We start from the raw sequence: 19,740 nt of genomic DNA on the forward strand, positions 1-19,740 counted from the left end.
GGGGCGGCGGCGCCCGAACCCTGCGCCAAGTCCTTGATTTGATTGGCGGCGCGCCGGCGGACTGTGTCCGTCGTATACAGTCGCGCTCCTGCTGACTGTCAACGACGTATACAGATGCTGCTTCGGGTCGCGATGGGACTGTCGCTGGTGGAAACGCTGCTGCTGGCGGGCGTGCTGCTGGCCTGGGCGGACCGGGTGGCCGGCGGTCGCCTGCTGGCGGCCTTTCTGGCGGCGATCGCGATCTGGATCACCGGCAATGAGCTGCCGAACTGGTTCGGGCCCGGCGTCGAAACCCTCGCGCTGCATTTGCTCGCGACCGCGCCGCTGACCTCCGCGGTGTTCTTCCACTTCTGCGTGGTGTTCTGCCGGGCGCCGGTGTCGACGGGCTGGGTGCGGGCGGGCTATGCGCTCGGGGGTCTGGCGGCCCTGGCATCGCAGGTGCTGCTGCCCGCGCGGTTCAGCGACCATCCCGACATCGGTCGCCTGGCCTATGCCGAGACCGCCGCCGTCATCACCAGCGTCTCCTGGGTGGTGCTGGGCATCGCCGGCGTGGCGGTGCTGGTGCGGACGCTGCTCGGCGCCCGTGGCGACGGCCAGGGCCCACCGCGCGCGCAGGTGGCCGCGGTCACCGCGTCCTGCCTGTGGGGCCTGGTCTGCCTGGCCGGTTATGCGATCGCGCTGATGGATTGGCCGATCTATCCGTTCCCGCTGCTGGCGCTGCCGCTGTATCCGCTGATGCTGGTCTACGGCATCCTGCGCTACGGCGTGTTCGTGGCGAATGCCTGGGCCGGCAAGGCGCTGGTCTGGACGCTGCTGCTGGCCGCAGGCGCGGCGATCGTCGGGCTGATGCCGCTGCTGCTGCCCTTCGAATCCCGCTGGCTCAGCGGCCTGGCCGTGGCGGCCGGCTGCCTGGCGCTCAACGGCCCGGTGCGTCGGTTTGTCCAGCGACTGATCTATCCCGGCGGCGCCGTCAGCGCGCAGGACCTCGGACGCTGGCGCGACGCACTGCAGACCCCGGATCGCCTCGACACCCTGGCCGCTGCCGCCTCACGGCTCCTCAGCCAGCGGCTGGGGACGGCGGTGGCGGTGGTCATCGACGATCCCGCCGCGATGTCCGCGCCGGCTCAGCCACCCCAACCGTCCCAGCGTTCCCAGCCTTCCTCATCCTCGGAGCGCTTGCGTCTGGAGCCGTCAGAGCCCTCCGAAGCGCCGGACGCCGGCCGGACATCCCTGGCGCCGACGCCCCCCTCCGTCGACAGAATTCAACATCCGCCCTTGCTCGCCCTGCGGCACGACGGCACCGCCTGGTCGCCGCAGTGGTCCGGCTGGGACGCCGCCCCGCCCGGCCAGCGCCATGTGGCGGAACTCTTCGCCAGCGTGCTGGCCGATGCGGCCCAGCGGGTGGCCCAGGCGCAATTGGTCGCCGCGCGCGAGCGGGAACGCCAGATCCAGGCCCGACTGGCGGAACTGGGCGCGCTGGCGGCCACCGTGGCCCACGACATCCGCAACCCGCTCAACATCATCGGCATGGCCGTGGCGCTGGCGCCCGCCGACACGCGGCAGGAGGTCGCCACCCAGGTGGCCCGGATCGCCCACCTCACCAGCGACCTGCTCGATTACGCCAAGCCCTGGAAGCTGCAGGCCGAACGCAGCGACCTGCGCGCGTTGGTCGACCGACTGGTGCAACGGGAACCGGACGTGCGCCTGAGCGAGGCCTGGCCGCAGTCGCTGTGGACCGAGCGGCTCGATGCCCGACGCATCGAACAGGCGCTGGTCAACCTGATCGAGAACGCCCGCGGCGCCTCGCCGGACGGCTGTGTCCTGGACATCGACATCACCCCCACGCTGCTGCGCCTGCATGTGTGCGACATGGGCGCGGGCGTGCCGGCGGACTTCCGCGATCGTCTCTTCGAGCCCTTCGCCTCCCGCAGCCCGGGCGGCACCGGGTTGGGCCTGGCGATCGTGTCCCGCATTGCGCAGGCGCACGAGGGCCGGGCGCTGCTCAGCGAGCGTCCGCCCTGGTCCACCTGCTTCACCCTGGAGCTTCCCCGATGAGCCCGCTTCCCACGACCGACACCCCTGGCCGCGTGCTGCTGGTCGACGACGAACCCGCCTTCCAGCGGCTGGGCGGTGCCTTCCTGCGCAACCTCGGCCACGAGGTGCTCACCGCGGGCGACGGCGATCAGGCCTTGGCGATGTTTGCCCGCGAGCGGCCGGACCTGGTGCTGCTGGACCTGGCCATGCCGCCGAGCATGGACCCCGAGCAGGGGCTGGCGCTGATCCCGGGCTTCAGTGGCGCGCCGGTGGTGGTGCTGACCGGGCATGCCCAGCATGACCTGGCCCTGCGCGCGGCAGAGCTGGGTGCCTGGGACTTCCTGCCCAAGCCGATCGACCCGGAGCTGCTGCGCTTTGTCGTGATGCGGGCCCTGCGCAAGCATCGGCTGGATCTGGAGCTGATCCGGCTGCGCCAGGACCACGGCGAGGAATCGATGGGCCTGGTGGGTCAGGCCCCCGCGATGGCATCGCTGCGCGGCATGGTGCGGCGCGTGGCACCGACGCGGGTGAACGTGCTGGTGCTCGGGCCCACCGGCACCGGCAAGGAACTGGTGGCGCGCGCCCTGCATGAGCACAGCGCGCATGCGGCGGCGCCGTTCGTGCCGGTGCACTGCGGTGCGCTGTCGGCCGAGCTGCTGGAGAGCGAGTTGTTCGGTCATGTGAAGGGCAGCTTCACCGGCGCCTACCGCGACCAGCCGGGGTTGGTGGAGGTCGCGCGCGGCGGCACGCTGTTCCTCGATGAAGTGGGCGAGATGCCGCCGGCGATGCAGGTGAAACTGCTGCGCTTCCTGCAGGAGGGCAGCTACATGCCGGTGGGAGGACGCATCACCCGCAGCAGCGAGGTCCGCGTGGTGGCCGCCACCCACCGCGACCTGGAAGCCATGGTGCGCGCCGGCGAGTTCCGCGAAGACCTCTACTACCGGCTCAAAGGCGTGGTGCTGCGCACCCCGGCCTTGTCGGAACGGCGCCAGGATGTCCCGGTGCTGAGCGCCCGGTTCGCTCAGCAGCGTGGCGTGGGCATTTCGGCCAGTGCACTGGCCTGGTTGAGCGCCCGCGACTGGCCCGGCAATGTGCGGGAGCTCAAGGCCGTGGTGGATGCGGCCGCCGCCTTGCTGCTGCCGGGGCAACAGGAGCTTGATGCGGACGCGTTGTGCCTGGCGGCCGGCGAGACGCCGTCATCTGTACCGGCGGCAAGTGCGGCGAGCGACGATGCCGGCGGTCTCCTGGACCAAGCGCTGACCGAGCTCGAACGCCGGCTCATCAGCGAAGCGATGCAAGCCAGTGGCGGCAATCAGTCGGAGGCGGCGCGTCGACTCGGCATCTCGCGGGTGGGCCTCATCAAGAAGCTGAACCGCCTGGGCTTGAAATGAGCGAACCGGCCCGCGCCTGATGCCCTCAGTCCCGCGTCAGCAGCCGTTGCACGACCTGGGTCACCAGCAGCGCCAGGCCGGTGGCCAACAGTGCCATCACCAGCAGGCCGACCCAGCTCATGAGCCCGCTCCGATCCGTGAGGCTGCCTCAGCCTGTTCAGGTCCCTTGCCGGCGGGCGGTCCCACCAGCATCACCGGCACCGGGCTGTCGCGCAGCACCAGCGAAGCGTCGCTGCCCAGCAGCAACCGGGTCACGCCGCGCCGACCGTGGGTGCCCATGACGATCAGGTCGCAGTGATGCTCGATCGCCTGCGCCACGATGTGCGGACCGGCATGCTTGTCCAGTGATTCCTTGAGATCGGTCTTGACCGACACGCCGCCATCCCGGACATCCAGTGCCGATGACGCGAGCAGCGCATGGGCCGCATCGCGCCGGGACGCCAGCAGGCGCTCCAGGTCGCCGCTGCCGGCGCTGTGGCCGAAGAATGGATAGAGATCCAGCACATGCAGCAGCGTGATCCGGGCGCCCAGGGCCTTGGCCAGGCCGATGGCCTCCTGCAAGCCCCGCGAGGCGGTCTCGCTGCCATCGATGGGAACAAGAATCGAGCGATACATGGTGCGGCTCCTGGGGTGAAGGTCCACTGGCACTGCCACGTTGCCCATCGACCGATGGCGCGACGACATGGACCTCGTGGACCCACCGACAGCTTGCGCTTGAACAGGAAATTGCGCCTGATAAAAGTCAATGCCCTATCTGTGCATCGAATACAAAACTGATGCGGCGGGACAAGCGCATTCCGCCGCGGAGCCGGTCAGGCCGAAGGCGTCGAGCGGGGCCTTCGGAGATCCAGCGGAGGAAAGCCGCACCCTGGCGGGATCCCTGGGGGATCAAGTTCAGCTCAACGCCCATCCGCCGGCTGCCGACAAGGCCACCACCAGGAGCGGTCGAACGCGTCCTGACACCAGCAGGCCGAAGGCCAGGCCAGCCAACAGCAGATCGCCCACGCTACCGATCGTGCTGGTCCAGATCGGCCGGTAGAGTGCCGCCGCCAGCAGGCCGACCACGGCGGCATTGATGCCGGCCAGACTCTGCTGCACCGCAGGCTGCCGCCGCAGTTGATCCCAGAACGGCATCGCACCGACGATCAACAACGCCCCCGGCAAAAAAATCGCCAGCAGCATCAACAGGCCGCTGCCCCAGCCACCCAGCGGCGCCGGCAGCAGGGTGCCGAGGTAGGCAGCGAAGGCGAACAGCGGCCCTGGCAGCGCCTGGGCCGCGCCATAGCCGGCCAGGAAGGCCTCCTGGCTCACCCAGCCGGGGCCCACCACGCCCGCTTGCAGCAGCGGCAGCACCACATGCCCGCCGCCAAACACCAGCGCGCCGGCCTGGTAGAAGACCGCCACCGCCTGGACCAGCGGCGACGCCGACCATGCCGCCAGCCACGGCAGAACGACCAGCAGCAGCGCAAACGTGACCAGCGCCAGACTGCCCGCTCGCCTGGAAAGCCCCCCGCCGTGCGGTGCCACAGGTGTCAGCGACTGGCGCTGGACCAGCAACCGCCCCGCCACCGCCCCCAGCAGGATGGCCAGCCATTGCGCCGGCATGCCGGGCATCGCCAAGACCAAGGCGGCAGCGCCGATGGCCGTCGTGGCCCGCACCCACCCGCGGCACAGCGAGGTCGCCATGCTCAGCACCGCATGGGCCACTACCGCCACGGCAGCAATCTTGAGCCCGTGCAGCAGGCCGGATTCGGCCAATCCCTGCCATCGCGCCATGCCGTAGCCCAGCAGGATCATGGCCAGCGCCGACGGCAGGGTGAAACCCACCCAAGCGGCCAACGCGCCCAGCCCGCCTGCGCGCTCCAGGCCCAGCGCCATGCCCAATTGGCTGCTGGCCGGGCCGGGCAGCAACTGGCTCAATGCCAGCAGGTCGGAGAAGCGTCGGTCGTCAAGCCAGCGGCGCCGTTCGACGAAGGCCGCGCGGAAGTAGCCGATGTGGGCCGAGGGACCGCCGAAGGCACTCAGCCCCAGCTTGAGGAAAGCCCAGAACACCTCGGCCGGTGAGGCAGGCGCGGAGGCTGGTGCTGGCATGTCGTCAGGCGGCGTCATGGGGGCGGATTGTGGCGGGTCGGCTTGTCCGATCGATGTCGATGTCGATGTCGATGTCGATGTCGATGCCGATGCCGATGCCGATGCCGATGCCAACAGCGACGCCCGTATCGATGTGAAGGGAGATGACGTGATCAATGACGTCGGCAGCAGCCAGCGAGGTGGCAAGCCGAGCCGATCCGTTCAGATCGCCGAGGCGTCTTGCTTGAGCGTTCTTGCCAGGTGCGCGGCCAGGAAGTCCACGCAGACCCGCACCTTGGCCGAGGTGCTCAACCGGGACGGGTAGACCGCCCAGACATTGGCCTCCTGCACAAACTCGGGCAGCAGATGGACCAACTGGCCAGCAGCGATCAGGGGGTCCACATCCCAGGTGGACCGCAAGACGATGCCGCGCCCGTTGACGGCCCATTGCATCACCATGTCGCCGTCGTTGGAGGACAGCGGTCCGCGCACCTTGATCATCCGCTCCTGCTTGCCGTGGCGCAGTCGCCAGACACCGAAGGGATGGTCACGCTCCTTGATGACCAGGCAATCGTGGGTGGCCAGTTCCGACAGCGTGCGCGGCATGCCGCGCCGCGCCAGGTAACTCGGCGCGGCACACAGCACGCGGTGGTTGGCGGCCAGGCGCTTGGCGATCAGGTGGGAGGCGATGTCGTCGCCCACCCGCACATCCAGATCGAAGCCCTCCGAGGCCACATCCACCAGCCGGTCGAAGACCTCGAAGCGCACCTGCAGCGCCGGATGCGCCTCCACCAGCGCCGACAGCGCCGGCGCCACCACCCGCCGGCCGAATCCGAAGCTGCTGCACACTCGCAGCGTGCCGCGCGGCGAGGACCGGGTGACGCCCAGTTCCTCGATCAGGTGGTCCAGATCGTCCAGGATCTTCAGCGCCCAGTGATAGACCCGTTCACCGTCCTCGGTCACGCCCACGCGGCGTGTGGTGCGGTGGAGCAGCCGCGTCTTCAGCGTGGCCTCCAGGATCTGGATGCGCTTGGTGACATAGGACGGCGACACGCCCAGGCCTTCCGCAGCGGCAGCGAAGCTGGCCTTGCGGACCACGGCGGCAAACACCCGAAGGTCTTCGGGCAGGGGATCATTGTTCATGAACCGTGCATACAGGCTTCACATGCGGCGGGATTGTAGGGAGATCGTGTGTGATTAGGATGGCGGCTTCTCCACCAGCGAATGAGGACGACCCATGTCTCAGCCCTTGAAAGTGGCCGCCATCCCGGGCGACGGGATCGGCAAGGAAGTGATGCCCGAAGGGCTGCGCGTGGTGCGGGCCGCCGCGAAGCGGTTCAACATCGACATCCAGTTCGAGCCCATCGACTGGGCCAGCTGCGACTACTACGAGAAGACCGGCCAGATGATGCCGGACGACTGGAAGGACCAGCTCAGCCCGATGGATGCGGTGTTCTTCGGCGCCGTCGGCTGGCCGGCGAAGGTGCCCGACCACATCTCGCTGTGGGGTTCGCTGCTGAAGTTCCGCCGCGAGTTCGACCAGTACATCAACCTGCGCCCGGTGCGTCTGTTCGACGGCGTGCCCTGCCCGCTGGCCGGGCGCAAGGCCGGTGACATCGACTATCTGGTGGTGCGCGAGAACACCGAAGGCGAATACACCAACCTGGGCGGCATCATGTATGCGGGCACCGATCGAGAGATCGTGATCCAGGAATCGGTCTACTCCCGCTTCGGTGCCGACCGGGTGCTGAAGTACGCCTTCGAGCTCGCCAATGCACGGAACCGCAAGCACCTCACCGTGGCTACCAAGAGCAACGGCATCGCGATCAGCATGCCGTGGTGGGACGGCCGGGCGGATGCCGTGGGCCGCGACTATCCCGCGGTGACGGTGGACAAGCAGCACATCGACATCCTGAGCGCGCGCTTCGTGCTGCAGCCGGGGCGGTTCGATGTGGTCGTCGCGTCCAACTTGTTCGGCGACATCCTGTCGGACCTGGGTCCGGCCACCACCGGCACCATCGGCCTGGCGCCCTCGGCCAACCTGAATCCGGAGCGCAAGTTTCCCTCGCTGTTCGAACCGGTGCATGGCTCCGCGCCGGACATCTATGGCCAGGGCATTGCCAACCCGATCGCGATGATCTGGTCGGGCGCGCTGATGCTGGACTTCCTCGGCCACCGTGATGCCCATGATGCGATCCTGCAGGCCATCGAGACGGTGCTCAAGCAGGGCCCGCACACGCCCGACCTGGGCGGACAGGCCACGACCGAGGCGCTGGGCCGGGCGATCGAACAACTGGTGCTGGCCCCTCAAGCCTGAGCGGGACGGCGATGGTGCTTGCGATGCCATCGCAAAGGCCGCCGTTCGGTGGACGGTCGGCGGCCAAGTCCACCGGGCAGGTCGACCGGCTAGGTCGACCGGCCCTCGCAAGCGGCCCTGTCGGTCAGCAACCGCTGACGGTCACTTGCCGAAGCACTCGCCCGCCACCGCAGGTGCATCGCGCAGCCGCGCGTCCATCGGATGGAGCGCGGCGACCCGGTTCTCGGTGATCCGGGTGCACTTGCTGCCCTGTCGCACCAGGGTCGTGCCCGAGCCGCTGGTGCCGGCCTGCACCACGACCGGCAAGGTGCCCGCCGCATCCTGGATCGCCCATTCCACACCGCGTCGCTCGCGGTTGGCGCGAGGATCCCGCGTGGCCTGTTCGGCCATCGTCTCAGCCGGGCTGTCGGACGCCGCGCGCCGGGGCGGGAGCGCCAGGTTCAAGCGAGATCGACGTTCCGTGGCGGGCAGCGGGACCGCTTCAGGCGCGGACGTCGATTCGGTCGTGGTGGACGCCGACGGCGCCACGACCGGGTCGAGAAAGAAATCGCCCAGCGCCGGAGGGCCTGGAGGCCGCGGAGCCACCACGCGGGGCGGTGGCGATGGCGGTAGCGGCGCCGGCCGCACCTCGGTTTCCAGCAACCGAACCCGGACGCCGGGCAGATCCAACGGATGCACGGGCCAGGCACGGTCGGTGCGCAGCATCGCCAGCCAGACGCCCTGCACCATCAGGGCGAACGCGGCGCCGATGACCAGCCGCGTTCGAGGGGGTCGGGCCAGGAACGGATCAGCCACGCGGAGCCACCGCGCGGCCGGTGCGCCGATCTGCCTCGCACCGTGGCTGTCGGCCTTCTCCTTGACTCCGTGCCTGTGGCATCCGATCACTCCCTCGTTCGGTCGGCGGCATCGTAGCGTGGGCGGGGCACACCGGCGTGCTCCAGATTCCGCTGCAGATCTCGCTTCAGGAACGGCGCAAGTTGGCCGATAACCAGATAAGCGAACCATCCAAGGGTCCGCCGATGGCCGGCTGGCCGGGCACCATCGCAGCGGAAGTCGGACACCGGGAGCTCATCGATGGTCAGGACCGTTCGAAACCGATTCCATGTGGCTCACTCTGATGAGCAGGCGCATCTGCACTTCGCGCTCACACGACTGAAGGTGAGTTGGCGCGCACTGGAGCGCCCCGAGCTGGAGGTGCTGCTGCGGCATCTGCTGATGGCGGAGCATCGCTGCACCTTGCATCGCAACGTCGTGCCGGAACGCCCCACCAACCGTTGGCTGCTGCCACGGCTGCGCCGACGACGTCAGACCGTGGCCCGACGCCTGGTGGCCCGCGGCGGCCGGGTCAGCCCGCTGGCGCTCAAGCATGCGCTGCCGCGTGGCAGCGACTGGCCGGGGCTGGCAGCGCTTGTCGGCCGACAGGTCTGGGCGCCGGCGGACCGGCGATCAGCGCAACGCATCCCTCGGCCGATGGAGCCCCAACGACTGGCTGCGTGATCGTTTCCACCTGGCCAGCGCGTAGCGTTTAGACCTTAGCGCTTGGCGATGGCAATGGCGATGGCGATGGCCATATCGCCCGCGATGGCGATGACGATGGCGATCGCCATCGCGCTGGGGCCGCGCAGCGATACGGGACGCGCCATCTGCAGCAACATCCCCTGTTGACGAGGAAAAGGCGCCGTACGCGCACGCACGACGCCTTCCAGACCAGTCGAGGACCTTCACTCGATCACTCGCTCAGCAGCCCGGATCCCCCTCACGCGGGATCATGCGGCCCTGTAGTCAGCGTCGGCGCCTCAATGCTCTGCGGCTTCCTGATTGACCGCGGCTTCCGCCAATTCGGACATCAGTTCATCGGCACCGATCATGTCCTTCACGGCGGCCTTGAGCTGCTTGTTGTCGTCCTGCAGTCGCAGGGCCTTGGCGAAGGCGGCCACGGTGCCGAAGCCGGTGATGCCGTAATGCGTCATGCGCTGGTACTGCGCAATGATCACTGCATCGAGCACCGGGCCCTTCTCGGGCGCATGGTCGATGGCGTGCTTCATCGCCTCGTTCACCAGCCCCTCCATGCCCTTGCAATGCTCCTTGGCCACCTTTTCGCCCTGATTCGCAATCAGTGCCTTGAGCAGGTCGGTGTGGCTGGCGATGCCCGATTGAGCGGCATCCAGCATCTTGGTCAGCTTCGGATGGGTGGCCTTGGGGGCAATCTTCTTCAGCGCCTTGGCCATCTGGTCGTTGGACGACCACAGGTCCTTGAGTTCGTCGACATACAGATCGGACAGGCTTGAGATTTGACTCATGGAATGCTCCAGAACGCCGTTCGGGCGTGGGTTGAGGGTCGAGGCTCACCAGGTCACTTTGTTACCGGAAATCGGCCCAGACCGTCACGGTCGGAGGAGAAGCGATCGGCACACGCGCGAGCCCTGATAGGGCCACTGCCCGGCAAGAGCGCCGGACCCTGCTTCACCAGCAATCGACGCACCCATGGCCACTCGCACCCCTGTTTTTCCGCCCGCGCCTCCTCTGACAGCGATCGGTCGCGCGCGCTACGAGAGGGACGAATCGGCCGTGTCCATCGGGCCTCCGGGCCGTTGATCGATCAAACGAACGGCGGAATCTTCCGACGCAGTGAGGCAGGCATGGGCACGGGCGACCCGCTTGCCTTGCATTCATTCGGGCCTGCCGCCCGATGAGCCGATTCCCGGCAAGTAGCGGCTTCCTCCCCATCAAGGAACAACCGTGAACACCACTCGCATTGCCTTCGTCAGCCTGGGCATGGCGGCCGCCGCCCTCACCGCCGCAGCGCTGGCACAGACGGCCACCACTGCGCCCGCCGCCAGCAGCGCCACCGTCACGCCACCGACGGCCGTGGGCGTGACCCCGCAGACCGCCGCTGCTGCGAACGAGAAAGCCATTCCGCGCAGTGACACCGCCACCGTCGTGCGCACCGGGCCCACGGCGGCCGAACAAGCGGCACAGACCTCGCAACGAATGACGCCCCCGGCCGCCGGCAACGCGACCCCTTCTCCCACCGGCACGACCGACAGCATGGCGTCGACCGATGCCCTGCCCGCCCGCACCGATCGCAATTGAATCCGCCTCTTCCACACACCGAGGAACACACCATGAACAGCTTCTCAAAGAACACCTCCGACCACCATGACCGTCTGGTGACTGGCCTCTTTCCCGATCGCGCCAGCGCTGAAGCGGCTTTCGACGCCGCAGGCCAACGCGGCTACGACGCCAAGGATGTGGACCTGGTGATGTCCAACGACACACGCAAGCATCACTTCGCCAGCGACGCGGTCACCACCGAGCTGGGCAACAAGGCGGCGGAGGGTGCGGGCATCGGCGGGGCCATCGGGGGCACGCTCGGTGCGATCGCCGCGGCTGTGGCGGCGGTGGGCACCAGCATTGCGCTCCCCGGCATCGGCCTCGTGATTGCGGGTCCCTTGGCGGCTGCTGCAGCCGGCGCGGGCGCGGGTGCGGCCGGAGGCGGACTGATTGGCGCGCTGGTCGGCTGGAGCTTGCCGGAAGAGCGGGTCAAGCATTACGAGGAAGGCGTGCGCCAGGGCGGCATCCTGATGGGACTTCGGGCCAGGAATGATGACGATGCCCAGCATTTCGAGTCGATCTGGAAGTCGAATCACGGGCAGCATGTTTACCGTTAAGCGGCCTCGCTGATTGCTGATTGCCGATCGGCAATCGGCAATCGGCAATCGGCAATCGGTCATCGACGATTGGCGATTGATGCTCTGTGATCGGTGGTCGGTGATCGCTCCGCGCTGATCGGTCATCGTCAATAGGCGATCACCGACGGTGGATCGGCGATGACGGCGCGCTGATTCGTCGACTCGCTTCGTGAATCGCACATCCTTGACGGACGCGAGGTGGTCGGCAGGTCGCCGTCGCCCGGGCGGCAATCCGCCTGGCGAGGGTCCAGCGCATGGACCATGATCGTCTCCCACTGACCCAGTGAATCCAGCGCGTTTGCCATTAAATCGGTCGACCTCGTCTGTCCGCGCGCAAGCCTGGTGTGTGCCGTCCCCATCGGCCCCTGGGCGTCTTCCGGCGCCGAGGACCGACAGATTCGCTGCATAGAATGCCGCGCATGACCGCTTCCGCCCCCAGCCCGCTTCCCCACACCTTGCGGTTCCTGGCCGGCGACAGCGAGATGGCCCGGCGGATGCGCACGCATGACTGGGCATCGACCCCACTCGGTGCGCCGGCCACCTGGCCCGCCAGCCTGCGCACCATGGTGGCGATGCTGCTCACGACGCGGCATCCCGCCTTCATCTTCTGGGGACCGGCGCTGCTGTGCCTGTACAACGACGCCTACAGCGTGTCGCTGGGACCGGAGAAGCATCCGCGCATCCTCGGCCTGCCGGGCAAGCAGGCGTTTCCCGAGATCTGGCCCATCGTGGGTGCCGACATCGAAGGCGTGCTCGCCGGCGGCCCGGCCACCTGGCATGAGAACCAGCTCGTGCCGATCGAGCGCAACGGACGCCTCGAAGATGTCTACTGGACCTATTCCTACGCCGGCATCGATGACAGCCACGCGCCCAACGGCGTCGGCGGCGTGCTGGTGCTGTGCACCGAAACCACCGATCAGGTGCTCGAGCGGCAGAAGACGCAGTCCGACCTGGCCCGGCTGGCCCAGCTGTTCGATCAGGCGCCGATCTTCATTGCGGTACTGACCGGCCCCGAGCATCGATTCGCCTTCGTCAATCCGTCCTATCAGCGCCTGGTCGGACAGCGCGAACTGCGCGGCCGCACCGTGGCGCAGGCGCTGCCGGAAGTCGTGGGGCAAGGCTATGTGCAGCTGCTGGACGGTGTCTACGCCTCCGGTCGGGCCTATGCCGCGCTGGCGGCGGATGTCGAGCTGCACGACGACACCACCGCAGAGGTGCATCACCGACGGCTGGACTTCGTCTATCAGCCGACGGTGGGAGCATCGGGCGAAGTGGACGGCATCCTGGTCGTCGGCGTCGATGTCACCGAGCGAATGGATGCGGAAAAGGCCTTGGAGGTCAGCGAGGAGCAGCTCCGGCTGGCCACCGAGGCCAGTGAAGTGGGCCTGTGGGACGTCGACCATGTGGCCAACACGCTCTACTGGCCGCCGCGCCTGCGCCACATGTTCGGAATCTTCAGCGACCGACCGGTGACCTTGGAAGGCGACTTCTACAACGGGTTGCATCCGGACGACCGAGACGCCGTGTTCCTGGCCTACAACAACGCCAGGGATCCCGTCCAACGGGCGGTGTACGACGTGGAATACCGCACCATCGGCCGCGAAGACGGCCTGGTGCGATGGGTGGCCGCCAAAGGGCGCGGTGTGTTCGATGAACAGGGCCGCTGCGTGCGGGTGATCGGCACCGCGGTCGACATCACCGGGCGCAAGCGCGACGAGGCCAAACTGCGCGAACTCAACGAAACGCTGGAGCAGCGTCTCACCGAGTTCCTGGCCGAGCGCAAGGTGTTCGCCGACATCGTCGAAGGCACCGATGCGCTGATCCAGGTGGTGGCGCCGGATTTCCGCATCCTCGCAATCAATCGGGCCTGTGCCGATGAATTCGAGCGGGTCTACGGACTCCGCCCGCAGGTGGGCGACCATCTGCTGGCGCTGCTCGATGCGTGGCCCCACCACCAGGCGGAGGTCCGAGCGGCCTGGACGCGTGCGCTGGAAGGCGACGCCTTCGTGGACGAACTTGAATTCGGCGAACCCACGCTGGCACGGCGGTGGTACGAGCTGCATTTCCATCCGCTGTTCGCCTCGGATGGCCGTCGCATCGGCGCCTACCAATTCGTCTATGAGGTCACCGCCCGTCGCGAGGCCGAAGCCCGACTCGCCCGCACCGAGGCCGCGCTGCTGCAGGCGCAGAAGATGGAATCCATCGGCCTGCTCACCGGCGGCGTGGCGCATGACTTCAACAATGTGCTGCAGGCCTTGAACACCCGGTTCGAGCTGATCCGGCGTCGACCCGACGATCTGGCGCATGTGCACAAATGGGCCACGAGCGGCGTGGAAGTGGCGCAGCGCGGCGCACGGCTCACCGCGCAGTTGCTGACCTTCTCGCGTCGTCAGGCGCCGGATGTGCGGGCGGTGCGACTGTCCGCGCTGCTGGACAGCATGCGCGACCTGTTGCGGACCACGCTGGGACCGGAGGTCGACTGTGTCATTCAATGCCCCGACTTGTGGGTGCATGCCGATGCCACGCAGATGGAGATGGCGCTGCTGAACCTGGCCATCAATGCCCGGGACGCGATGGTCGGCAGTGGTTGCTTCACCGTGGCGGTGGGCCTGGCGGCCGAGCCGGAACGGGTGGAGATCCGCGCCATCGACACCGGCACCGGCATGAGCGAGGCCGTGATCGCCAAGGCGTTCGAGCCCTTCTTCACCACCAAGGACATCGGCAAGGGCAGCGGTCTGGGACTGGCGCAGGTCTACAGCATGGCCGACCGCGTGGGGGGCTCGGTGCGAATCGAGAGTGACGGCCGAACCGGGACCTCCGTCATCGTCTCCCTGCGCCGTGCGACACCGCCGGCGGAGGCGTCCGCGCCGGCATTGCCCGCGGCCATCGGCAGCGCCATGGCGGGCACCGACATCCTGGTGGTGGACGACGACGATCATGTGCGCAGCTCCCTGGTGGCCTTGCTGCGCGGCGCCGGGCATCGGGTGGAAGAGGCCAGCGGCGGCGAGGCGGCGCTGGCGATCATTGAACAGCGTCCTGTGGACCTGCTGCTGTGCGACTTCGCCATGCCCGGCATGAACGGGGTGGCGGTGGCCAACCTGGCGCGGGCCACGCGTCCGGCGCTGCGGGTGGTGCTGATGAGCGGCTATGCCGACGGCAATGAGCTGCGCGACGCCATCGGGCACGGCGTGACCTTGCTCAGGAAGCCGTTTGACGCGGGGGCCGTGCAGCGCGCGCTGGAGACCGCCACGCCGCGCAGTTGACCCGGGGGGCAGGCGGCGCCAGCGGTGAGGGCGGGATCGCAGCGGATCCGCCCTCTTATTCCGGCTGGGATGCTGCCACGGTCTCGTCGAGGCGCGGCGGCTCGATCGACACCGACAGGTTGACTCGGAACTCACTGCCGAGTCCCGGACCGGCGCTGGCGGCGGTGATGGTGCCATCGTGCAGGTCGACGATCGCGCGGGCCAGTGCCAAGCCCAGGCCCAATCCGCGATAGATCGAGCCGGCAGGCCGTATCCCCTGGTAGTACGCATCGAAGACCCGGAGCAGGGTCTGCGGGGTCATGCCTTGCCCGTTGTCCTGGACCACGACGGCGACGCTGTCGCCGTGGACCTCGGTCCGGATCTCGATCCGGCCGCGCGGGTCGGTGTAGCGGGCCGCATTCGACAGCAGATTGCCGAGCACCTGCGACATGCGGACGGTGTCGGCATAGACCCAGAGGGGCCCGTCGGGCAGATGCACGACCAGCGCGTGGTGCTTGGCCGCGCGGCTGGGCGCGGTGGTTTCCAGGGCGGTCGCGATGATGTCGCTGAGCAGGACGCGCTTGCGGTGAATCGTCAAGGTGTCGCGGGACACCAGCGAGCTGTCCAGCAGGTCGCCGACCAGGCGCACGCTGAGATGGAGTTGCCGACCGATGGCGGCGCGTTCAGCCGCATCCAGCGCGTTCCCGCGGTGGTCCATCACGGCCAGCGCGGCGCCGATGGCAGCGAGTGGATCCCGCAGTTCATGGGCGACCAGGGCCAGGATGTCGTTGCGTCGTGTCTCGGCGGCCTGCAAGCCGACCGCGGCGGGCTTGACGCTTTGCTCATGCCTGGCCCAGTGACGCGACAAGGCGGAGGTGCCCTGCTCCAGCAACTGTTCTCGACGGGCATCGGCCAGACTGACCATCGGGCTGTCGAAGGGGCTCATGGTGAGCAGTTCGGCCACGAACGGACGCCAGGAGCCGGCTCTGGCAAAGGAGGCCGTCGGCATCGCGGCCACCAGGCGCGTGGCCAGACGATCCGGGTCATCGTCGCCCAGGTCGAAGTGGCGATAGGCGCGCAGTTGATGATCCATCGTCGTGGAGAGGTCACTGTGATAGGTCATGGAGGTTCTCGCGGGCTGAGGCCTCACAGTGACGGCTGAGTGACCCAGCGTCTGTGCGTTAGGGCACTCAAGCGCGAGAAGCGCCGCGGACACAACGGCTTGAGGCCTGGAAGGCTCGCTGCAGCGGTGCACGGCTGCCCCGTAGGCCGCGGCCCGCTCGGGCACCCGTGAGGCGGCAGCAGGATGGCGCTCGGGGCGGCACTGGGCACTGGGCACTGGGCACTGGACAGTGGGAGGCTGCCTCAGGAATCGCTGTCCGCCTCCGAGGTCTGAGGCCGCACCGAGCGCTCACGCAGCCGGCGCAGGTCATCCTGGACGTGCGCGAGCACGGTATTGAGCATTTCCAGGGCAAACGCCTGCTGATCGGCCAAGGCGATCAGCAGGCGCTCGCGGACGGCAGGGGATTGATCCTTGGCATTCACGCCGGTGAGGGACGCCTCCAGGCGTCTCAGCTCGGCTTCGGCGATGCGCCAGGTGTGGAGGGCGTTCTCGAGCTCAGGGGACAGCATCCCGGCCCCTCAGCAACGGCGGTGCCGGACGGCGTCCTGCGCGCCCAGGAGCACCGCCTGAGGCGCTGCGATTGACCGCAGGGTCGAGCCGGTCGTTCCCGGTCCTTCCCGGTCCTTCAGGCGGTTTTCGGCCGCAGGGCGGGACTGGATCGGCTGTCGGTCAGACCTTGCGTGAGTCCACCTGCCGGTCCCCCTCCTGTCGGTCCACGCGTTGAAAGGTTCTACAGGCCGCCCAGGATCACCGCGCCGGGATCGAGGAAGAACATGCGCTTCCAGCCCTGGGTCGCCGTGCTGAAGCGCCACGGCAGCGGCACCACCGACAGCACCGCGTAGTGCAGATGCGGCGGCTTGCCTGCCGCATTGCCGCTGGTGCCGACCGAGCCGATGCGCTCACCGCGCGCCACGAACAGCGGCGCGTCGGAGGGTTCGGCCAGATGGGCGTAGTAATGGATGCGCCACTTCGGACCCAGCACGGCGACCACATGGCCCCCCAAATCCAGCGAACCCTGATAGAGCACGATGCCGCCAGTCGTCGCGACGACCGGGCGCCCCTGCCTGGCAAAGATGTCGATCCCTTTGTGCACGCCCGACTTGCCCCAGGGCTCGAACCAGAAGGACTTCGGATTCCAGTCCGAGGCGGCGGCGCCGCCCACCGGGATGACGGTCGCCTCCGGGATCAGATAACCAGCGACCACCAACGCCAGCAGGCTGGACAGCGCAATGACAGTTCGACGCTTCATAAGCCCGGCAGGATACCGGCACGCCGGCCGGCCTGGGCTGCTCAGAGCTTGTACTCGAGCGAGACCCCGGCGGTCCGCGGCGAGCCGTAGATGGCGCCGTAGGCCAGGCCGCCCACGTACTTCTTGTCGAACAGGTTGTCGACGTTGACCCGCAGCGTCGCCTTGCTGTTGAGCTCGTAGGAGGCGAAGGCGTTCGTGACCATGTAGGCGCCCTGCTTCACGCTACCGATCTTGCTCACGGCGGATTGCCAGCGCGCGCCGACGCCGACGCGCAGCGCGGGCAGCATCGGCACGCGACTGTCGATGCGGGCCTTCAGCGTGTCACGCGGGACCCATTCATAGATGTCGTTGCCGTCCGGTCCCGTCAGCATCAGCCGGGTGTAGCCCACCGTCACCTTGGCATCCTTGTTGAGGCGTCCGGTGACTTCGACTTCATACCCCTTGGACTTCACATCCTTGCCTTCATAGAAGTCCTGGCCCACGATCGGGCTGGCCGGATCGGTCACCTTGCCCGCGTAGGTGGCCAGGCCGTTCTGCTTGGCCTGGAACAGCGCGAAGGTCGTCAGCAGCGACTTGTTCAGCCACTCGCCCTTCACACCCACCTCGGTGTTCACGCCCTTCATCGGGGCCAGGTACTTGCCCTCGGCGTCGGTCTGGTCCTGGTTCTGGAAGATGTCCGAATAGGAGATGTAGCCCAGCAGGTCCGGCGTGATGTCGTAGGTCAGGCCGACATAGGGGCTGGCCTTCTTGGTGTCGGGATAGGACGTGTTGGTGGCGGCATTGCCGTAGATGGAGGCGCCACTACGCTCCAGCCGCACCGCATTGACGCCGACCACGGCGTGCAGCGCATCGGTGAGCGACAGGCGCGACGCCGCGTAGAAACGGCTCAGCGTCTGCTCGCCGCGGGTGCTGGGCGCGCGCGGGCCCCATTGCGGCTGGGTGTAGGCATCGCCGCCGAAGGGGAAGGCGGGCAGCGGGTCCAGCATGTGGTCCAGGACCGCGAAGGTGTCCACCGCAGTCTTCTGGCGCGACTGGGACAGGCCCACCACCAGGCTGTGCTGACGTCCCAGGGCCGAGAACTTGCCAGTCACATTGGCGTCCAGCACGTTGTTGTCGGTGCTGCCCAGGCTGCGATAGGGCCATCCGACCAGACCGGTGTTGTCCGGATTCAGCACACCCGTCAGCGAATACGCATACAGCAGGCGGCTGGCCTCGTTGGCATGGCGGTAGTTGTAGGTGAGCTTGGCCTCCCAGTCCTGCGACAGGCGATGGGCGTACTCGGCGAAGGCGTTGTAGGACTTGGTGTTCCAGTAGGTCCACTTCTGCGAGGTGGAGGAGCCCACATCGAAGTCGGCCTGAGTCCCGTCGGAGCGCAGCAGCGTCAGCGAGCCCCACATCGGCGAATCCTGCTGGGCATCGACCGCGGTGATGCCGAGCGTCAGGACGCCGTTAGTGCCGATCTGGCCGTCCACCACGCCATACAACGAGGTGCGCTTGTCCTGGAGGCCGCGCAGATACGAATTCTTGTCCTCATGTGCGACCACCAGGCGGCCTGCCCAGGTGCCGTCGTCGGTCAGGACCTTGTTGTAGTCCAGCGCGGCGCGCTTGAGGCCGTAGGAGCCACCGGAGACGATGAATTCGCCGCCGTCTTCGTTCTTGGGCCGCTTGCGGATGTAGTTGATGGTGCCGGAGGCATTGCCCACGCCGGTCAGCAGGCCGTTGGCGCCGCGGATCAGCTCGATGCGCTCGAACAGGTAGGTGTCCTCGCGACCGACCACGGTGCCCCAGGAATTGGTCATGCCCAGGCCGTCGACCTCGGTCAGCTGGATCTCGAAACCGCGCGAGTTGAAGGTGGCGCGATTGGTCTCGTACTGCTCGACGTTGATGCCGGTGGCCAGCGCCAAGGCTTCATTGCTGCCGGTCAGGCCGAAGTTCTTCAGGTCTTCCTGATCGATGTTGCTGATGCTCTGCGGCGTGTCTTTCAGCTCCATCGCCAGGCCGGTGGCGCCCTTGGACACGCGGTTGGCACGTTTGGCCGACACGGTGATCTTCTCGAGCGTGGTGGCCTCCTGGGCCTGGGCATGGCCCGTCGCCAGGCAGGCGGCCAGGGCGCAGGCCGTCATCAGGAAAGGTTGCTTCATCGGGTGATCCAAAGGTTGGTAAGACGGCGTGTGCAAGCGCCTCATGGACGCCCAGTCGGTGCCGGGCTCGGGCCTGGGCGCGGCGATGCCCGGTGCCGACCGCGCGCCGGTCCCGCCCTGAGGCGACGGCATGACATCGGTACCCCGGCGCCACCTGCGATCGGCTTCGAACGTCGCGAAGCCGACAAGCCCGCCTTGCATTACGAATGCCAATGCGAATTGTTCTCGATAAAGATCGAGCCGGCGAGCGGGATGTGTGGTTTTTGCGACGATTTACAGGTGCACTGGGCGAGGGACAGGCTTTTGGGCCCGCCGAGTGCTCGGACACGCTCGTCGACGGCGCTGCCGTGACCGCCAACACCGCTGGACGTGTGCCGGCGTTGCGCGAGCTTGGCGAATGACCGGGTGGCGCGAGCGCCGCCTTGGAGACGCCCGCTCTGCGCCACCTCGCGGGCCAAAGCAAAACCGCCTGCCGGCGAAG

Annotated in this window: 19 protein-coding genes; 8 read left to right on the forward strand and 11 right to left on the reverse strand. The window is 67.9% G+C overall.

The genetic code is table 11. From position 1 onward, the window contains the following. Nucleotides 1–114 precede the first annotated feature (114 nt). Nucleotides 115–2,055 (forward strand): sensor histidine kinase, encoded by a 1,941-nt coding sequence (locus N4261_RS19285; RefSeq protein ID WP_261756887.1) that lies wholly within the window; start codon nt 115–117, stop codon nt 2,053–2,055. Further along, the gene (locus tag N4261_RS19290; protein ID WP_261756888.1) at nt 2,052–3,425 is read left to right on the forward strand and encodes a sigma-54-dependent transcriptional regulator; all 1,374 of its coding nucleotides are present in this window, start codon (nt 2,052–2,054) and stop codon (nt 3,423–3,425) included. The genes N4261_RS19285 and N4261_RS19290 overlap by 4 nt, the downstream gene beginning before the upstream one ends. A 117-nt stretch (nt 3,426–3,542) precedes the next feature. On the opposite strand, the gene N4261_RS19295 is transcribed toward N4261_RS19290, so the two are convergent. From N4261_RS19295 to N4261_RS19305, 3 genes are all read right to left on the reverse strand, one after another. After that, nucleotides 3,543–4,040, reverse strand: coding sequence for a universal stress protein (locus tag N4261_RS19295; protein WP_261756889.1), 498 nt, complete (start codon nt 4,038–4,040; stop codon nt 3,543–3,545). Nucleotides 4,041–4,319: 279 nt separating this feature from the next. Continuing rightward, nucleotides 4,320–5,534 carry a chromate efflux transporter gene (gene chrA, locus N4261_RS19300; RefSeq protein WP_261756890.1) on the reverse strand — a complete coding sequence of 405 codons (1,215 nt, stop codon included), beginning with the start codon at nt 5,532–5,534 and terminating at the stop codon, nt 4,320–4,322. A gap of 183 nt (nt 5,535–5,717) precedes the next feature. Then, nucleotides 5,718–6,638: a LysR substrate-binding domain-containing protein gene (locus N4261_RS19305; protein ID WP_261756891.1), complete on the reverse strand. Its 921-nt coding sequence runs from the start codon at nt 6,636–6,638 to the stop codon at nt 5,718–5,720. 94 nt (nt 6,639–6,732) lie between these two features. On the opposite strand from N4261_RS19305, the gene N4261_RS19310 reads away from it, so the two are divergent. Beyond that, a complete protein-coding gene (locus tag N4261_RS19310; RefSeq protein WP_261756892.1) occupies nt 6,733–7,812 on the forward strand; it encodes a tartrate dehydrogenase in 1,080 nt (359 codons plus the stop codon). A gap of 141 nt (nt 7,813–7,953) precedes the next feature. Here the strand turns inward: N4261_RS19310 and N4261_RS19315 are convergent, their stop codons facing one another. After that, on the reverse strand, nt 7,954–8,607 hold the full coding sequence (locus tag N4261_RS19315; protein ID WP_261756893.1) for a hypothetical protein: 654 nt from the start codon (nt 8,605–8,607) through the stop codon (nt 7,954–7,956). Between the two features lie 309 nt (nt 8,608–8,916). Here N4261_RS19315 and N4261_RS19320 point away from each other — a divergent pair, with 309 nt between their 5' ends. Beyond that, a complete protein-coding gene (locus N4261_RS19320) occupies nt 8,917–9,309 on the forward strand; it encodes a hypothetical protein (protein WP_261756894.1) in 393 nt (130 codons plus the stop codon). A 35-nt stretch (nt 9,310–9,344) separates the two neighbouring features. Here the strand turns inward: N4261_RS19320 and N4261_RS19325 are convergent, their stop codons facing one another. Both N4261_RS19325 and N4261_RS19330 read right to left on the reverse strand, forming a co-directional pair. Next, entirely contained in the window at nt 9,345–9,467 is a 123-nt protein-coding gene (locus N4261_RS19325) for a hypothetical protein (protein ID WP_261756895.1), read from the reverse strand. 141 nt (nt 9,468–9,608) lie between these two features. Next, on the reverse strand, nt 9,609–10,112 hold the full coding sequence (locus N4261_RS19330) for a YciE/YciF ferroxidase family protein (protein ID WP_261756896.1): 504 nt from the start codon (nt 10,110–10,112) through the stop codon (nt 9,609–9,611). A gap of 439 nt (nt 10,113–10,551) precedes the next feature. On the opposite strand from N4261_RS19330, the gene N4261_RS19335 reads away from it, so the two are divergent. Then, nucleotides 10,552–10,905: a hypothetical protein gene (locus N4261_RS19335; RefSeq protein WP_261756897.1), complete on the forward strand. Its 354-nt coding sequence runs from the start codon at nt 10,552–10,554 to the stop codon at nt 10,903–10,905. A 32-nt stretch (nt 10,906–10,937) separates the two neighbouring features. Continuing rightward, the gene (locus N4261_RS19340; protein WP_261756898.1) at nt 10,938–11,483 is read left to right on the forward strand and encodes a hypothetical protein; all 546 of its coding nucleotides are present in this window, start codon (nt 10,938–10,940) and stop codon (nt 11,481–11,483) included. Nucleotides 11,484–11,611: 128 nt separating this feature from the next. On the opposite strand, the gene N4261_RS19345 is transcribed toward N4261_RS19340, so the two are convergent. Further along, a complete protein-coding gene (locus N4261_RS19345; protein WP_261756899.1) occupies nt 11,612–11,809 on the reverse strand; it encodes a hypothetical protein in 198 nt (65 codons plus the stop codon). A gap of 114 nt (nt 11,810–11,923) precedes the next feature. Between N4261_RS19345 and N4261_RS19350 the strand changes: the two genes are divergently transcribed. Then, nucleotides 11,924–14,767 (forward strand): PAS domain-containing protein, encoded by a 2,844-nt coding sequence (locus tag N4261_RS19350; RefSeq protein ID WP_261756900.1) that lies wholly within the window; start codon nt 11,924–11,926, stop codon nt 14,765–14,767. A gap of 55 nt (nt 14,768–14,822) precedes the next feature. On the opposite strand, the gene N4261_RS19355 is transcribed toward N4261_RS19350, so the two are convergent. The 4 genes from N4261_RS19355 to N4261_RS19370 all read right to left on the reverse strand — a co-directional run bounded on the left by N4261_RS19355 (nt 14,823) and on the right by N4261_RS19370 (nt 19,259). Further along, a complete protein-coding gene (locus N4261_RS19355) occupies nt 14,823–15,869 on the reverse strand; it encodes a sensor histidine kinase (protein ID WP_261756901.1) in 1,047 nt (348 codons plus the stop codon). Between the two features lie 242 nt (nt 15,870–16,111). Continuing rightward, on the reverse strand, nt 16,112–16,378 hold the full coding sequence (locus N4261_RS19360; RefSeq protein WP_261756902.1) for a hypothetical protein: 267 nt from the start codon (nt 16,376–16,378) through the stop codon (nt 16,112–16,114). A gap of 221 nt (nt 16,379–16,599) precedes the next feature. Then, on the reverse strand, nt 16,600–17,118 hold the full coding sequence (locus tag N4261_RS19365; protein ID WP_261756903.1) for a M23 family metallopeptidase: 519 nt from the start codon (nt 17,116–17,118) through the stop codon (nt 16,600–16,602). A 41-nt stretch (nt 17,119–17,159) separates the two neighbouring features. Continuing rightward, nucleotides 17,160–19,259, reverse strand: a complete 2,100-nt coding sequence (locus N4261_RS19370) for a TonB-dependent siderophore receptor (RefSeq protein WP_261756904.1) — start codon at nt 19,257–19,259, stop codon at nt 17,160–17,162. Between the two features lie 212 nt (nt 19,260–19,471). On the opposite strand from N4261_RS19370, the gene N4261_RS19375 reads away from it, so the two are divergent. Then, entirely contained in the window at nt 19,472–19,660 is a 189-nt protein-coding gene (locus tag N4261_RS19375; RefSeq protein WP_261756905.1) for a hypothetical protein, read from the forward strand. The last annotated feature ends 80 nt before the right edge of the window (nt 19,661–19,740 follow it).

Origin of the sequence: Roseateles amylovorans (assembly GCF_025398155.2) — a bacterium.
GTDB classification, from domain to species: Bacteria; Pseudomonadota; Gammaproteobacteria; order Burkholderiales; family Burkholderiaceae_C; genus Roseateles; species Roseateles amylovorans.